The following is an 18,016-nucleotide window of genomic DNA, read 5'->3' on the forward strand; positions in this document are numbered from 1 at the left end:
CGAGTGGATCTTGCGCCCGCGCCATTCCCGGGAACGTCCGATATGGCGCACTCTGGGTGCCCAACTCCCCAGCGGAAGGACCGACTTGAGCACAGGCAGTGATTCTGACGAACCCGCCTCCGACGAACCCTCCTCCGACAAACCGGCCGAGGAACTCCGGTTCGAGTCACCCCGGCTCACCGTCCTGCGCCGCCACCCCGTCACCACGTGGGGGATGGCCCGGCGGCTGCCGTACCTCATGCGCCGCGCCCTGGCTCTCGCCTGGAAGATCGACCGGCGGGCCGTCGTGTCCCTGCTCACCTGCCAGGGACTCTCTGCCGGTCTGGAAGCGTTCGGCCTGGTCGCCACGACCAGCACCATCACCGCGCTGGTCGCCTCCGGGCACATCCAGGACCGGCTCACCAGCGCCGTCCCGGCCATCACCGCCCTCGCCGTCGCGGCCGGCGCCCGGGCGCTCCTCGCCATCGCCATCACGAACCTGTCCTGGCGGCTTTCCCCGCGGATCTCCCGCGAAGCCGAGCTGGAGATGCTGAACGCGGCCGTGGCGGCCGAGCTGACCGCCTACGACCAGCCGGGCTTCAACGACAGGTGGGACAACGCCGACCGGGGCGCCGAACTCGCCCAGGACCTGATCACCCAGTCCCAGCAGCTCATGGCCTGCCTCGCCTCCATCATCGCCGCCGCCGGCGTCCTGACCGCCCTGCACCCGGTCCTCCTCCCGCTGCTCCTCCTGGCCGTCCTCCCGCAAGGGCTCGCCAGCATGAAGAGCGCCCAGGTCACGTACGAGGCCAGCCGTGCCATGTCGTCCGAGCGGCGCATCCTCGCCCTGCTGCGCTGGTACATCGTGGACAAGGAGACCGCCGACCAGGTCCGGGCCGGCACCATGGCCCCCTTCCTCCTCGGCCTGTACCGGAAGATCGGCGCCCGCGTGGACACCATCACCGACCACGCCATCAACCGGGGAGGCCGCTTCCAGTTCCTCGGCGCCCTCGCGGGCGGCGTCGGCTCCCTCGTCGTCTGGAGCGCGCTCGCGGCACTCCTGGCGACCGGCCACATGTCCGTGGCCTCCGCCGGAACCGCGGTGTTCGCCCTGCGCACCGTCGGCTCGTCCCTGCGCGGCCTCGTCGGCTACGGCACCCAGCTCTTCCGCACCGGCCTGTACTTCGACGACTGGGTCGACTTCATCGAGGAAGCCGGCGGCCACCGCATGAACCGCGGAACCCGCTCTCCCGCCTCCCCGGACACCGTCGGGACGGAGAATCTCACCTACGTCTACCCCGGCGCCGACAAGCCCGCACTGGACGGCGTCACCCTGGAGGTCCGCCGCGGCGAAGTCCTCGCCCTGGTCGGCGAGAACGGATCCGGCAAGACCACCCTGTCCAAACTCCTGTCCGGCCTGTACCTGCCCACCCGCGGCCGCGTCACCTGGGACGGCCGCGACACCGGCGAGTTCGACCCCCACGCCCTGTGGCAGCAGACCGCGGTCGTCCCCCAGGACTTCGCGCACTGGCCGCTCACGGCCCGTGAGAACATCACCCTCGGGCAGCCCCACGGCGGCGACCGGACCGTCCACCAGGCCGCGGAACGCGCCGGAGCCCACGAAGTCGTCGACACCCTCCGTAGCGGCCTCGACACCCTGCTCGCGCGTGAATGGTTCGGCGGCGTCGAGCTCTCCGGCGGACAGTGGCAGCGCATCGCCATCGCCCGCGCCTTCCACCGCCGAGCCGGACTCCTGGTCATGGACGAACCGACCAGCGCCCTCGACGCCCGCGCCGAACACCGGATCTTCACCGGCCTGCGCGAAGTCGCCGAGGACCGCGCCGTCGTCCTCGTGACACACCGGCTCGCCAACGTGGCCATCGCCGACAGGATCGTCGTCCTGGACCATGGCCGGATCATCCAGACCGGAACCTTCGAAGAACTCACCACGACACCGGGCCTGTTCCGCGAACTCTGGCTCCTTCAGAACGACCGCGCCATCCCCGCCCAACGCGCCGACACGGAGAAGGAGCAGTCGGCATGACCGCGACAGCCTTGCCCGCCGTTGCGGATCAGGGGCGCTCAGCCGCGTTCGGCGACGACGTCACCTTCCGGCACAGGGCGACCACCTGATCCAGCGTCGGCTCTCCCACGATCTGCGCCAGCTCCGCCATGAAGGCTTCCTCTCCCTCGGCGTCCAGCACGGACCGGCACACCCCGGCGATCATGGTGAGCAGGGACAGCGAGTCCCCGCCCAGCCGGTGGAAGTCCGAGCGGCCCTCCAGCCGGGAGCGCTCCACCCCGAGGGTGCGTGCCCACACCTCGGCCACCGCCTCCTCCATCGGGTCGAGGGGCCCCTGCGGAGCCGCGACCGCGTCCGCATCGGCCCCCGGAGCCTCCCCGAAGGCGTCCGGAAGGGCCTTCGTGTCGACCTTGCCGCTCACCGTGTAGGGGAGTTCGGACAACGCCGTGATCGCCGCGGGAACCATGTACCGAGGCAGACGCTCCGTGGCGTACGCCGTCAACTCCTCCGTGAGGGAGTCCCGTTCCTCCGCCGCGAGGCCGGTGACCACGTACGCGTACAACGCCTTCGACGTACTCCCCGGCCGGGCCTTGGCGATCACCACCGCCCGCGTCACCTCTGGATGGTCCTCCAGTGTCCGTGCCACCTCGGCCGGCTCGACCCGGTGGCCTCGCACCTTCACCTGGTCGTCGATGCGCCCGACGAACTCCAGGCTGCCCGAGGGCATCACGCGGGCGAGGTCACCGGTCCGGTAGACCCGGCTGCCGTCGGCGAGACGGACGAAGCGTTCACGGTCCAGATCGGGACGGCCCAGGTATCCACGGGCCAGTTGCACGCCGCCCAGGTACATCTCGCCGACCTCCCCGGGTGCCACGAAACGGCGCCCCGCGTCCAGCAGATGCACACGGGTGTTGTCGCCCGGCAGCCCGATCGGTACGGCGATGCCCGTGTCGTCGCCGGCCCTGAAGGTGTGGGTGGTGCAGCCGATCGTCGCCTCGGTGGGACCGTAGAGATTGATGATCCGGCACTGCGGCCCGAACATCTCCTGGGCCCGCGCGGCGACTTCCACCCGCAGTTGCTCACCGACCACGACCACGCTGCGGTACCCGGCCGGCGCGATGTCGAGCTGTCCGATGAGGTCCAGATGGGACGGTGTCAGATTGAGCATGGTGGCACCGGAGGTCTGCAGCAACTGCCGCAGCGACAGATGGCTCGGTTCCTGCGGCATCAGGACGACCTCACCGCCCGCCAGCAGCGGCAGGAAGACCGAGGTGCCCGTGACGTCGAACGACGGAGAGGTGACCAACGGCAACCGGGTGTCCGCGGCCACCCCGAACTCCCGCGTGGCCCACTCGACATAGTGCGTCAGGCTGCCGTGCTCGATCTGTACACCCTTGGGCCGGCCGGTGGAGCCGGAGGTGTAGATCACGTAGGCCAGGTCGTCCGGGGACACCTCGACGTCCACGAACGGCGGTTCGTCGCCGTCCTCCGGACCGGCAGGCGCCGCCAGCTCGCCGAGCGCCAGCCGCTCACAGCCCTCCGGTACGACCGCCCGCTGCCCGTGGGCCTCCTGCACCAGGCAGTACGCCGCCCCCGCATCCGACAACAGGCCGGCCAACCGTGCGTCCGGATGCTGCGCGTCCAGCGGCAGATAGCAGGCACCCGCCCGCAGGACTCCCCACACGCCCGCCACCAGCGCCGCCGAACGATCCGCGAGCAGCCCCACCACCGTCCCGGGACCCACGCCGCGGTCCCGCAGCGCCCTGGCCACCGCGTCGGCCCGCCGGCTCAACTCGCGGTAATTCACCGGCCCTTCGGGACCGCTCAGCGCGACACGGTCCGGCGTGCGCCGCACCTGCTCGCGGAAGCGCCGCACCACCGAGGCGCTCGACACCAGCTCGCGCGCGGTGTCGTTACCCGCCCACACCCGGTTCGCCCGGGGCGACAGGGCCTCCTCGACCACGTCCAGCAGCGCCCCCGCGCGCTCCGCGACACCGGGCCCGTCCTGCCATGTCAGGGTCACCTCGGTCCGGCCACCGCTCTCGACCATGTCGATCGAGGGCGGTGCCCCGGGGCCCGTACCGCCCAGCGCGTACAGGGCGGTCGCCGTGAAGTCGTCCGCATCGAAGGAGGCGAGGTCGTAGGTGCCCAGATGCGTGATGTGGGACAGCGCGGAGTACCGGTTCTTCCGCACCGCGGTCCGGTCGACCGCCGAGGTGAACATCCGGATCAGCGGCAGCGGGGTCTTCAGCATCTTCGGGTCGGTGCGCACCGCCAGCTCCGCGCCGTCGGCGAGCGCCTTGAGGGCGCGTCCGTGCACCTCCTGCCAGCTGTCCCCGGCATCGACGGGCAGCACGAACGCCTGTGACAGCCAGGCCGTCGAGCGGATCCCGGGTGCGTGCCGGCGCAGGTCGACGGGGACCATGAAGCGGCCGTTGCCGTCCGGGCCGTACGCCGCGGCCACCGCCGCGGCCACCTTCGCCGTCGCCGCCGGGTGGCTTCCGTCGACCGACCGCCGACGCCAGATGATTCCGGACGGCCTGCGCGGCAACGGGCCCAGCGGCGAGGACCAGAGCAGTTCACCGACGTTCCGGGGGACCGGCGGCGGTCCGCCGGGCAGGTCCAGGTCTTCGAGGAACTCGTCCCTGCTCAGGGTGGACGGCGCACCCAACGGCTCCGAGCCGCGCAGGACCCGGAACACGTCCTCGATCCACAGCATCAGCCCACGGGCGTCCGTGACGCCGTGCGAGGCCCGGAAGACGACGGTGACGGACGCCTCCGCGCAGTCCGGACCCTGCGTGCCGACCGGGAAGACGAGCACCTCGAACGTGGACCCCGGACTGCGCAGTACGTCCCGCAGCGCCGGCGCGTCCAGCAGCCGTGCGTCGAACGAGCCCGCCTCCATGACCCGGACACGCGGCGGAACACCGCTGTCGACGAGGTGGCGGCCGTCACGCACCAGTCTGGTACCGGGACTGGCCTCCGAGGCACGGGCCACGGCGTCGGCCAGCCGCCGCTCGTCCATCGTCCCCGCGCCCTCCACCACGAACTGGACCATGTTGGAGTGACGGGGCGCCATGCCCGCGTAGAGCCACTCGCCGGCGGACATCGCCCTGCGGTAGCCGTGCTGTTGTCGAGAGATAGGACTCATTTTGGCCTCCGGACCGGGTCCACCGTGGAGCCGGGCCCGCGTATTTTCGGCCGCCGGGGACTGGGGGTCCTCCTAGGAGTTGACGGGAACCGACACACCGGTTTCACCGTCGCTTCGTCCGGGAACGGGGCCGGGCCGAGGACGCGCGTACGCGGCGCCGCAGTACTAGGCAAACCCCTAACGAGGTCGTGGCGATACTGACGCTGCGATTCCATGCTGCGGCGTGTTGAAGGCCCGTGCGCGGCACGACCGTTCGGCTCGTCGGCGGCACCACACTTCCGTTCCCCACGCGATTGGAAACCGAGAGGCGTGAGCGTCACGTTGCGTACTGACCTGATCCGGCCGCTGCATGAGCTGCTCACCCACCATGCCCGTCGCTCCCCGGAGAAGACCGCGTTCCGGGACGCACGGCGCTCCGTGACGTACGGGGAACTGGAACGACGCACGCGCCGACTCGCCGGACACCTGGCGGACCTGGGCGTCCGGCGCGGCGACCGGGTACTGCTGCGCATGCACAACAACGTCGAGATGGTGGAGAGTTACGTCGCGGTCGCCCGCGCCGGTGCCGTCGGCGTCCCCGTCAACCCGCAGTCCACGGACGCCGAACTCGCCCACCACATCGACGACAGCGGCGCCGTCCTGGTCGTCACCGCGGCCGCCGGGGCGGAGCAGGTCCTCAGGATCGCCCGGCGCGGCGAGGCGGTCGGCGTCGTCGTGGCCGGAACCGGCCGGGCGCCCGGCGGGCTCCCGGACTTCGACACCCTCGCCACCACCGAGCCGGACAGCGCGGCGCGCGACGACCTCGGTCTCGACGAACCGGCCTGGATGCTCTACACCTCGGGCACCACGGGCCGTCCCAAGGGAGTGGTGTCGACCCAGCGGGCCTCGCTGTGGGCGACCGCGGTGTGCAACGCGCCCATTCTCGGCATGACCGCCGACAGCCGGGTGCTGTGGCCGATGCCGCTGTTCCACGCGGTGTCGCACAACATCGGCGTGCTGGGCGTACTGGCCGTCGGCGCCACGGCACACATCATGCAGGGCGCGGCACCCGACGAGATCCTGGCCGCCGCACGCGAGGACCGCTCCACCTTCCTGGTCGCCGTGCCGACGCTGTTCCACCGCATGGTGGACGTGGCCCGGGAGAGCGGTACGGGCCGTCTGCCGGACCTCCGCGTGTGCATGGTGGCCGGCTCCGCCTGCCCGGCGTCGCTCCACGAGGCCTTCGAGACCACCTTCGGCATCCGGCTCCTGGACAGCTACGGCAGCACCGAGACCGGCGGAGCGATCACCACGCACGCCCCCGGCGGACCTCATGTCCCGGGCTCCTGCGGGCTGCCGCTGCCCGGACTCGGCCTGCGCCTGACGCACCCCCGCACGGGCGAAGAGGCCGTCGGCGGCGAGGAGGGCGAGGTGTGGGTCAACAGCCCGGCCCTCATGCTCGGCTACCACAACCAGCCCGAGGAGACCGCGGAGGTGCTCCAGGACGGCTGGTACCGCACCGGTGATCTCGCCCGCCGGGACCCGGCCGGCTACCTCACCATCACCGGGCGGGTCAAGGAACTCATCATCCGAGGCGGGGAGAACATCCACCCCCGGGAGGTCGAGGAGGTCCTGGTCCGGGTGCCCGGCGTGGCCGACGCCGCCGTGGCCGGTCGGGCGCACGACGTGCTCGGCGAGGTCCCGGTCGCCTATCTCGTACCGGGCCCCGAAGGCATCGACCGGCGCACCCTCCTGGAGACCTGCCGCCGGGAGCTCTCCTACTTCAAGGTGCCCGACACCTTCCACACGGTCGCGGAGATCCCGCGCAACGCGGCGGGGAAGACCGCCCGCGCACGACTGGCCGAGCTGCCCGCCACGCTGCTCACCGTGAACCCCTCGGTGGGCCTGAGGCCGGACGCCCAGGCGCCCGCCGACGCGGACACGACGGAATCCGGTGCGGCCGCGCCGCTCGTGGACGTCGCGCTGCCGACCGGGAGCAGGGCGCTGCTCGACCTGGTGCGCTCCGCCGTGGCCGAGGTCCTCGGATTTGGCTCCGCCCAGGAGGTGGACCCGGACCGGGCCCTGCACGAACTCGGCTTCACCTCGCTGGCCGCGGTGGCCCTGCGCGACCGCCTGTCCGCCGCGACCGGCCGCACTCTGTCGGCCGCCCTCGCCTACGACCACCCGACGGTGAGCGCGCTGGCCGCCCATCTGGCGGGCGAACTGCTCGACACCGCACCCCCGGTGGACGACGCGGCGCCGGTACGCCACGACCCGGACGAGCCGGTGGCCATCGTCGCGATGGGCTGCCGATACCCCGCGGGCGCGCACTCTCCCGGGCAGCTGTGGGACCTGCTCATGGCCGAGACGGACGCCGTCGGCCCGCTGCCGACGGAGCGCGGCTGGGACCTCGACCGGCTCCTGGACCAGGAAACCGGCGGCGCCGGCACGTCGTCCGCGCGTCAGGGGGCGTTCCTGGAGGACGTGAGCCGGTTCGACGCCGCGTTCTTCGGGATCTCGCCGCGTGAGGCGCTGGCGATGGATCCGCAGCAGCGGCTGCTGCTGGAGACCGCCTGGGAGACCATCGAACGCGCGGGCATCGCGCCGTCCTCCCTCAAGGGCACCCGGACCGGCGTCTTCGCCGGAGTCATGCACGGCGGCTACGGGCCCGGACTCTACGAGCGCGCGCCCGAGAACCTGGAGGGATACCTCGGCAACGGAGCCGCCGCCAGCATCGCCTCCGGGCGCATCGCGTACGCGCTCGGCCTCGAAGGACCGGCCATCACGCTGGACACGGCGTGCTCGTCCTCCCTGGTCGCCCTGCACCTGGCCGCGCAGTCGCTGCGCCAGGGCGAGTGCACGCTGGCCCTGGCCGGCGGGGCGACGGTCATGTCGACGCCCGCCGCACTCGTCGAGTTCAGCCGGCAGGGCGCCCTGTCCGCCGACGGCCGCTGCAAGGCGTACGCGGCCGCCGCCAACGGCACCGGATTCTCGGAGGGCGTGGGACTTCTGCTGCTGGAGCGGCTGTCGGACGCGCGACGCAACGGCCATCCGGTGCTGGCGGTGATCCGCGGTTCGGCGGTGAACCAGGACGGCGCGTCCAACGGTCTGACGGCGCCGAACGGCCTGGCGCAGCAGCGCGTCATTCGCACGGCCCTCGGCAACGCGGGCCTGAGCCCCGACGACGTCGACGCCGTCGAGGGCCACGGCACCGGCACCACCCTCGGCGACCCCATCGAAGCACGGGCACTGCTGGCCACGTACGGGCAAGGACGTTCGGCCGACCGGCCGTTGTGGCTGGGATCTGTCAAGTCGAACATCGGTCACACACAGGCCGCCGCCGGTGTGGCGGGCGTCATCAAGATGGTGCAGGCGATGCGTCATGGCGTGCTGCCGCGCACCCTCCACGTCGACGCGCCGTCCCCGCACGTCGACTGGACCACCGGAGAGATACGACTGCTGACGGAGACGCGGTCCTGGCCGGACACCGGACGCCCCCGTCGGGCGGGCGTGTCCTCCTTCGGCGCCAGCGGGACGAATGCGCATGTGATCGTGGAGGAGGCGCCGGGGGGTTCGGTGTCGGGTGCCGAGGGTGCCGAGGGTGCTGTGGGTGTGGTGGGTGGGGCTGGTGTGGTGCCGTTGGTGGTGTCCGCGCGGGGTGAGGGGGGTGTGCGGTTGCTGTCGGAGCGGTTGGCGGAGTTTTTGGAGCGGTATCCCGAGGTGCCGGTGGAGGGTGTGGCGGGTGCTTTGGCGGGGCGTTCGGTGTTTGAGCGTCGTGCGGTGGTGGTGGGTGGTTCGCGGGATGAGTTGGTGGCGGGGCTGCGGGCTGGTGGGTCGGGGGTGTTGTCCGGTGGGGGGCCGGTGTTGGGGGATCCGGTGTTCGTGTTCCCGGGTCAGGGTGCGCAGTGGGTGGGGATGGCGGTCGAGCTTCTTGATTCTTCGCCGGTGTTCGCGGCTCGGTTCGCGGAGTGTGGGGTGGCGTTGGGGGAGTTCGTCGAGTGGTCGTTGGTGGATGTGGTGCGCGGGGTGGAGGGTGCGCCTGGGTTTGACCGGGTGGACGTGGTGCAGCCCGTGTTGTGGGCGGTGATGGTGTCGCTGGCCGCGTTGTGGGAGTCGTATGGGGTGCGGCCTGCTGCTGTGGTGGGTCATTCGCAGGGTGAGATCGCTGCTGCTGTGGTGGCGGGTGCGTTGTCGTTGTCGGATGGTGCGCGGGTGGTGGCGTTGCGGTCGCGGGCGATCGTGGCGTTGGCGGGGCGTGGTGGGATGGTGTCGGTTGCGCTGGATGCCGAGGGTGCTGGGGAGTTGGCGGGTCGTTGGTCGGGTCGGGTGTCGGTTGCGGCGTTGAACGGGCCGACGTCGACGGTGGTGTCGGGTGACGCGGATGCGCTGGACGAACTCGTCGCCCATGCCGAGGAGTCGGGTGTTCGGGTGCGGCGGATCGAGGTGGATTACGCGTCGCACTCAATTCATGTGGAGGCGATCGAGGCCGAGTTGGCGGAGGTGTTGGCGCCGGTGGTGGCGTCGGTGCCGGGGGTGCCGTTCTTCTCGTCGTTGGTGGGGGCGCGGGTTGAGGGTGCGGTGTTGGATGGTGGGTATTGGTATCGGAATTTGCGGCATGCGGTGGATTTCGAGGCGGCTACGCGGGCGTTGGTGGGGGCGGGGTTCCGGGCGTTCGTGGAGGTGAGTCCGCATCCGGTGTTGGTGGTGCCGTTGCAGGAGACGGTGCAGCGGGCTGACCCGGAGGGTGTGTTCGCGGTGGTGGGGACGTTGCGTCGGGATCATGGTGGTCTCGGTGATGTGGTGAGGGCGGTGGGGCAGGCGTTCGTCGAGGGTGTGGTCGTGCATGGCGATCGTGTGGTGCCGCATCCGGACCTGCCGACGTATCCCTTCCAGGGCGACCACCACTGGCTGACCAGCCTGCCGGCCGGCGGTGACCCGAAGACCGTGGGGCAGCGGGCGGTGACCCACCCGGTGCTCGGCGCGGCGGTCCACTCGGCGGACACCGACGCCCTGGTGCTCACCGGACGGGTGTCCGTGGCGACGCATCCGTGGCTCGCCGATCACGTGGTGCGCGGCTCCATGATCTTTCCGGGCACGGCCTTCGTCGACGTGGCGATTCGTGCCGGAGACGAGACGGGCTGCTCCTTCCTGGAGGAACTGGTCCTGGAGGCCCCGCTCGAACTGGCCGCGCAGGAGAGCGTGAGCCTCCAGGTCACCGTAGGGGCGCCGGACTCGTCCGGGCGTCGTGCGGTGCGCGTCCACTCGGCACGGCAGGACCACGCGGACGGGGTCGTCGCTGTGGAACCGGTGTGGGTCCGGCACGCGAGCGGATTCCTCCGGCCCGCCCCGGCGGAGGAGCCGGACACGGCGGACGTCCTCACCGACTGGCCGCCGCGGGGTGCCGAACCGGTGTCCGCGGAGGACGTCTACGAGCAACTCGCGGCCGTGGGATACGGATACGGGCCGCTCTTCCGCGGACTGCGGGCCATGTGGCGACTCGGTGACACGGTGTTCGCCGACGTCGTCCTCCCGGACCGGGACGCCGCGGACGGCTGGGGCATTCACCCGGGGCTGCTGGACGCGGCGCTGCATCCCGACGTCCTCAACGAGCTGGCCCGGCGCTCGGGTTCCGAGCCGCTGCGCCTCCCCTTCTCCTGGCACGACGTCCACCTGCACGCATCGGGCGCCACCGCGCTGCGGGTACGTCTGACCTGGTCGGACACCGACGGTGTGGCCCTGCTGGCCGCCGATCCGACCGGTACCCCCGTGCTCTCCGTCGGCGCGCTGACCACCCGTCCCATGGCCGACGGGACGGCCGCGCCGACCACCGAAGCGGTCCGGCACTCCCTGCTGAGGACGCGGTGGACACCGCTGTCCCCGCTCGGGCCGGCGGCTTCGGCGCCGGGCCACTGGTGCGTGGTGGGCTCCGACGCCGAGGACCTGGCCCGCGGGATACGGAAATCAGGTGCCGACGTACGCACGTACGGCCGTCTCCAGGACGTGGCGGCCGCGGCGGCCGAGGCTGCCGATGTGTCGTTGCCCGACGTGGTGCTCCTCTCCTGCCCGCCGTCGGCGCGCCCCGACGCGGCCCTGCCGGCGGCCGCTCGCGCGGCCGCGCAGGACCTGCTCACCGACCTTCAGACATGGCTGGCCGACGAGCGCTTCGAGTCGGCCCGGCTGGTGGTGGTCACCCGCGGTGCGGTCGCGGCGGGACCGGACGACGACGGTGTCACGGACCTGGCCGGCGCACCGCTGTGGGGACTGGTGCGGTCGGCCCAGACCGAGCATCCCGGACGCGTCGTCCTGCTGGACGTCGAGCGCCCCGCGACGTCCGTCGCCGGGGCCGCGCCCACGACCGTCCTGTCCGCCGAGCAAGCCGCCGCCCTCGTCGCGGCGGTCGGCTCCGGCGAGCCCCAACTGGCCGTCCGCGCCGGTGCCGTGCTCGTACCCCGTCTGACGCGCGCCTTCGACGTGGCCGTTCGCGACGCGGAGACCCTCGATCCCGACGGCGTCGTCGTGGTCACCGGTGGCACCGGCGGAATCGGCGCCCTGCTGGCCGAGCATCTGGTCACCGCGCACAGCGCGCGCCATCTGCTGCTGCTCAGCAGGAGCGGCCCCGAGGCACCCGGTGCCGCCGAACTGGAGGCGCGCCTGACCGAGTTGGGCGCGAGCACCTCGATCGTGGCCTGCGACGTCGCCGACCGGGAGGCGCTCGCCACCGTGCTCGGCGGGCTCGACCGTCCGCTGACCGCCGTGGTGCACTCGGCGGCCGTGCTGAACGACGCCACGACCTCGGCTCTCACCCCGGAGCAGCTGGATACGGTGATGCGTCCCAAGGTGGACGCGGCGGTGCACCTGCACGAGCTGACCCGCGACGCGAATCTCGCACAGTTCGTGCTGTTCTCCTCGGTCGCCGCCGTCCTCGGCGGGCCGGGCCAGGCCAACTACGCGGCCGCCAACGCGTTCCTCGACGCCCTCGCCGAGCATCGCCGCGCCCTCGGCCTGCCGGCCACCACCGTGGCCTGGGGCCTTTGGGAGGACGGCGGCCTGACCGCACATCTCGGCGACACCGACCGGCGCCGGATCACCCGGGACGGCGTACAGCCCCTGTCCGCCGAGCACGGGCTGGCCCTGTTCGACGCCGCCGTCGCCCGTGACGGTGCCGCCTTCGTGGCCGCGCGCTTCGACTTCGCGGCCCTGCGCCGACGTCCCGGTGGCGTCCACGCCGTACTGCGCGGTCTTGTGCGCACCCCTGTCAGGCGTACCGCGGCCGGGGCTGACGCGTCTGACGCCGGCGCCGCCGGGGAATGGCTCGCGCGGCTGTCGGAGCCGGAGGCACGGCGGGCGCTGCTCGACCTGGTCCGGACGCATGCGGCGACCGCCCTCGGGCACGAGACAGCGGAGGCCGTCCCCGCGGACGGCGTCTTCAAGGACCTCGGTTTCGACTCACTGACCGCGGTGGAACTGCGCAACCGCCTCAACGAGGCCACCGGCCTGCGACTGTCCCCCACGACCATCTTCGACCACCCCACGGCGCAGGCCCTCGCCGAGCACCTGTGGCAGACCTGGAGCGGTACCGAGTCGTCCGCCGTCGCTGTCTCGCGGCCCGCCACGCGCCCGGGGCCGGACGAGGACCTGATCGCGATCGTGGCGATGGGCTGCCGCTATCCCGGAGGCGTCGGCTCGCCGCAGGAACTGTGGGACCTGGTGGCCAACGGAACCGACGCGGTGACCGGATTCCCCTCCGACCGGGGCTGGGACCTGGACGGGCTCTACGATCCGGACCCCGACAAGCCCGGCACCTCCTACGTGCGTCAGGGGGCGTTCCTGGAGGACGTGAGCCGGTTCGACGCCGCGTTCTTCGGGATCTCGCCGCGTGAGGCGCTGGCGATGGATCCGCAGCAGCGGCTGCTGCTGGAGACCGCCTGGGAGACCTTCGAACGCGCGGGCATCGCGCCGCCTTCCCTCAAGGGCAGCGACACCGGAGTCTTCGTGGGCGCCCTCGCCCAGGAGTACGGCTCCACCCTGCTGCACGAAGCGCCGGAAGGCCTGGACGGCATGCTGCTGACGGGCAACGCGCTCAGCCTGGTGTCCGGCCGGCTCTCCTACGTCCTCGGGCTGCAGGGCCCCGCCGTCACCGTGGACACGGCGTGCTCGTCCTCCCTGGTCGCCCTGCACCAGGCCGCACAGTCGCTGCGCCAGGGCGAGTGCACGCTGGCCCTGGCCGGCGGAGTGACCGTGATCGCCACCCCCGGCACCTTCACCGCGTTCAGCCGGCAGCGCGCCATGTCCCCCGACGGCCGGTGCAAGGCGTTCGCCGCGGCCGCGGACGGCACCGGGTTCTCCGAGGGCGTGGGGCTGGTCCTGCTGGAGCGGCTGTCGGACGCGCGGCGCAACGGCCATCCCGTGCTGGCGGTGGTCCGCGGTTCGGCGGTGAACCAGGACGGCGCGTCCAACGGTCTGACGGCGCCGAACGGCCTGGCGCAGCAGCGCGTCATTCGCACGGCCCTCAGCAGCGCGGGCCTGAGCCCCGACGACGTCGACGTCGTCGAAGGGCATGGCACGGGGACGGCGCTCGGCGATCCGATCGAGGCCCAGGCGCTGATCTCCGTCTACGGCCAGGAGCGTGATCCGGAACGGCCGTTGTGGCTGGGGTCGGTGAAGTCGAACATCGGTCACACACAGGCCGCCGCGGGTGTGGCCGGTGTGATCAAGATGGTGCAGGCGATGCGTCATGGCGTGCTGCCGCGCACCCTCCACGTCGACGCGCCGTCCCCGCACGTCGACTGGACCACCGGAGAGATACGACTGCTGACGGAGACGCGGTCCTGGCCGGACACCGGACGCCCCCGTCGGGCGGGCGTGTCCTCCTTCGGTATCAGCGGGACGAATGCGCATGTGATCGTGGAGGAGGCGCCGGGGGGTTCGGTGTCGGGTGCCGAGGGTGCTGTGGGTGTGGTGGGTGGGGCTGGTGTGGTGCCGTTGGTGGTGTCCGCGCGGGGTGAGGGGGGTGTGCGGTTGCTGTCGGAGCGGTTGGCGGAGTTTTTGGAGCGGTATCCCGAGGTGCCGGTGGAGGGTGTGGCGGGTGCTTTGGCGGGGCGTTCGGTGTTTGAGCGTCGTGCGGTGGTGGTGGGTGGTTCGCGGGATGAGTTGGTGGCGGGGCTGCGGGCTGGTGGGTCGGGGGTGTTGTCCGGTGGGGGGCCGGTGTTGGGGGATCCGGTGTTCGTGTTCCCGGGTCAGGGTGCGCAGTGGGTGGGGATGGCGGTCGAGCTTCTTGATTCTTCGCCGGTGTTCGCGGCTCGGTTCGCGGAGTGTGGGGTGGCGTTGGGGGAGTTCGTCGAGTGGTCGTTGGTGGATGTGGTGCGCGGGGTGGAGGGCGCGCCTGGGTTTGACCGGGTGGACGTGGTGCAGCCCGTGTTGTGGGCGGTGATGGTGTCGCTTGCCGCGTTGTGGGAGTCGTTCGGGGTGCGGCCTGCTGCTGTGGTGGGTCATTCGCAGGGTGAGATCGCTGCTGCTGTGGTGGCGGGTGCGTTGTCGTTGTCGGATGGTGCGCGGGTGGTGGCGTTGCGGTCGCGGGCGATCGTGGCGTTGGCGGGGCGTGGTGGGATGGTGTCGGTTGCGCTGGATGCCGAGGGTGCTGGGGAGTTGGCGGGTCGTTGGTCGGGTCGGGTGTCGGTTGCGGCGTTGAACGGGCCGACGTCGACGGTGGTGTCGGGTGACGCGGATGCGCTGGACGAACTCGTCGCCCATGCCGAGGAGTCGGGTGTTCGGGTGCGGCGGATCGAGGTGGATTACGCGTCGCACTCAATTCATGTGGAGGCGATCGAGGCCGAGTTGGCGGAGGTGTTGGCGCCGGTGGTGGCGTCGGTGCCGGGGGTGCCGTTCTTCTCGTCGTTGGTGGGGGCGCGGGTTGAGGGTGCGGTGTTGGATGGTGGGTATTGGTATCGGAATTTGCGGCATGCGGTGGATTTCGAGGCGGCTACGCGGGCGTTGGTGGGGGCGGGGTTTCGGGCGTTCGTGGAGGTGAGTCCGCATCCGGTGTTGGTGGTGCCGTTGCAGGAGACGGTGCAGCGGGCTGACCCGGAGGGTGTGTTCGCGGTGGTGGGGACGTTGCGTCGGGATCATGGTGGTCTCGGTGATGTGGTGAGGGCGGTGGGGCAGGCGTTCGTCGAGGGTGTGGTCGTGCATGGCGATCGTGTGGTGCCGCATCCGGACCTGCCGACGTATCCCTTCCAGGGCGACCACCACTGGCTGACCGCTTCCCCCGGAGCTTCCCGCGGTGTGACCGGCATCGGAGCCGTGAGCACGGAGCATCCCCTGCTCGGTGCGGCCGTCGAACTGCCCGACTCCACCGGCGTGTTGTTCACCGGACGCCTTTCGGCGGGAGCGTACGAGTGGCTGGCCGGGCACCGTGTCGGTGGTTCCCAGGTCGTCCCGGACCCGGTACTGGTCGAGTTGGCCGCCATGGCCGGCGACCAGGTGGGCTGCGGGCGGCTGGAAACGCTGTCGGTGCGGGAGCCTCTGGTGCTGCCGACGTCCGAGGCCGTCCAGCTTCGCGTCACCGTCGGCGAGCCCGGGCAGACCGGCGCTCGTTCGGTGGCCGTGCACTCCCGGCGGGGCGACGGCGGAGTAGGACGGCCATGGACGTGCCACGCCGAGGGATCGCTCACCGAGGAAGGACCGGCGCCGGACTGGGACCTGGAGGCCTGGCCGCCGGTCGGCGCCGAGAGCGTGCCCCAGGAGCGGCAGGCGACGGGCGACGGTTCCGGGGAGCAGCGCTCCGAGGAGCAGCGCACCACGCGATCCGTGTGGCGGCGGGGCGACGACCTCTTCGCCGAGGTCGCCCTGACCGAGCGGCTGCGCGCGGAGGCCGCCGGGTTCGGGCTCCATCCGGTGCTGGCGGCGGCCGTGCTGGACCTGCTGCCGACCGGGGAGCGACCGGCGGACTCCGGACGGCTGCGGCGGGTGGCCCAGTGGAGCGGTGTCTCGCTGCACGCCTCCGGAGCCTCGATACTGCGCGTGGCCATCAGCCCGCTGGCCGACGGCGCGTTCTCGGTGCGGGCCGCCGATGCGACCGGAGCCCCGGCGCTGACCGTGGCGTCCGTGACACCGCGACCCGTCTCACGTGGCGAGGTGAGCGCGGCGGGCGCCGCACAGCAGGACGGTCTGTTCGGCGTGGAGTGGAGCGACACGGACCTCGCGTCGAGCGCCGGCCCGGTCCCCGCCACGTGGGCGATCGTCGGTGAGGACACGCTGCGGGCCCGGTCCGCGCTGATGTCCGTGGGCCAGTACACCGAGGCGTACCCGGATCTGGAGAGCCTGGCCTCCGCGGTCGCCGACGCCTCCGGTGCGCCCGACGTGGTCGTGGTGACCTGCGCCGCCGCCGGCGGGGAGCGGACGGGCGAGGAACTCGCCGGCGGCGTCCACGACACCGCGCGCCAGGCGCTGGACTGGGCGCGAGCCTGGGTGACGACGCCCGCGTTCGAGCGGTCCCGGCTGGTGTTCCTCACCCGGGGCGCGGTACCGGCCTGGGACGGCACGGGGGCGGAGGGACGGCTCGACCTGACGGCGGCCGCGGTATGGGGGCTGGTGCGCTCGGCGCAGACCGAGTTCCCGGACCGCTTCCTGCTGGTGGACACCGACGCGAGCAAACCGGCCTGGCGTGCGCTGCTGCGGGCCGCGGGCTCCGACGAGCCGCAGTGGGCGCTGCGCAAGCGGGCCGCCCGGGTGCCGCGGCTGACGCGCCTGGCCGTCGACCGCGGCGGTGACACGACGCTGCTGGACGGCGTCGACGGCACGGTCCTGGTCACCGGCGGCACGGGCATGCTGGGATCGGCGCTCGCCCGCCACCTCGTGACCGAACACGGTGTCCGGGAACTGTTGTTGACGAGTCGTCAGGGCATCGGGGCGCCGGGAGCCGTCGACCTTGAGGCCGAACTCTCCGCGCTCGGTGCCCGGGTCACCATCGCCGCCTGCGACGTCACGGACCGCAAGGCGCTCGCCGGACTGCTGGCGGCGATCCCCGCCGGCCGACCGCTGCGGGCGGTGGTGCACACCGCGGGCGCTCTCGACAACGGGGTCGTGTCCTCGCTGACGCCCGAACGGCTGAGCGCGGTGCTGCGGCCGAAGACGGACGCGGTGCTCGCACTGCGCGACGCGACCAGGGACGCACAGCTCTCCGCGTTCGTGCTGTTCTCCTCCTTCGCCGGCGTGCTCGGCGGGGCCGGGCAGGCCAACTACGCCGCGGCGAACACCTTCCTGGACGCCTTCGCGTACGACATGCGTGCCCGCGGGGTCCCGGTGACCTCGATCGCCTGGGGCCTGTGGGAGGGACACAGCGGTCTCGCCGAGGGCAAGGCCGAGGCACTGCCGGGATCCGTGGCACTTCCCCTGGCCCAGGGGATGCAGCTCTTCGATGCGGTGCAGGGGGCCGGACTCGGTCTCGCCGTCGCCGCCCGGCTGGACTTCCCGGCGCTCTACGAGGGAGCGAGGGCGGGCCGGGCGCCGGCGCTGCTGCGGTCCCTGCTGCCCGCCCGCGCCCGCCGGACGGCGCAGGACACCGAGGTGGAGAAGACGGAACTGCGCCACGTCCTGGCCGCGATGGCGACCGACGAGGAGCGCGACGCGGCCCTGACCGGGCTCGTACGCGAGCGGATCGCCACTGTTCTCGGACACTCCTCCGCGCAGTCCGTCGCGGCCACCGCGGTACTGAAGGACCTCGGCTTCGACTCACTCACCTCGATCAACCTCCGCAACGCCCTGAACACGGATACCAACCTGAGCCTCGCGCCCAGCGTGGCGTTCGACTTCGCGTCACCGGCCGAGCTGGCCCAGCACATCAAGCAGCAGTTGCTCACCTGAGACCGGCCCCGGCGCCGGACGGA

At 72.2% G+C, this 18,016-nt stretch carries 3 protein-coding genes; 2 read left to right on the plus strand and 1 reads right to left on the minus strand.

The window, feature by feature from the left end; translation table 11 throughout:
• Positions 1 to 85 precede the first annotated feature (85 nt).
• Positions 86 to 2,023 (plus strand): ABC transporter ATP-binding protein, encoded by a 1,938-nt coding sequence (locus tag AC4OXY_RS43275; protein WP_491992454.1) that lies wholly within the window; start codon positions 86 to 88, stop codon positions 2,021 to 2,023.
• A 28-nt stretch (positions 2,024 to 2,051) separates the two neighbouring features.
• Here AC4OXY_RS43275 and AC4OXY_RS43280 read toward each other — a convergent pair whose 3' ends face one another.
• On the minus strand, positions 2,052 to 5,153 hold the full coding sequence (locus AC4OXY_RS43280) for a non-ribosomal peptide synthetase (protein ID WP_402063800.1): 3,102 nt from the start codon (positions 5,151 to 5,153) through the stop codon (positions 2,052 to 2,054).
• 309 nt (positions 5,154 to 5,462) lie between these two features.
• Here AC4OXY_RS43280 and AC4OXY_RS43285 point away from each other — a divergent pair, with 309 nt between their 5' ends.
• Positions 5,463 to 17,993: an SDR family NAD(P)-dependent oxidoreductase gene (locus tag AC4OXY_RS43285; protein WP_491992455.1), complete on the plus strand. Its 12,531-nt coding sequence runs from the start codon at positions 5,463 to 5,465 to the stop codon at positions 17,991 to 17,993.
• Positions 17,994 to 18,016: the final 23 nt, after the last annotated feature.

The sequence above is a fragment of the Streptomyces sp. HUAS MG56 genome (assembly GCF_058673395.1).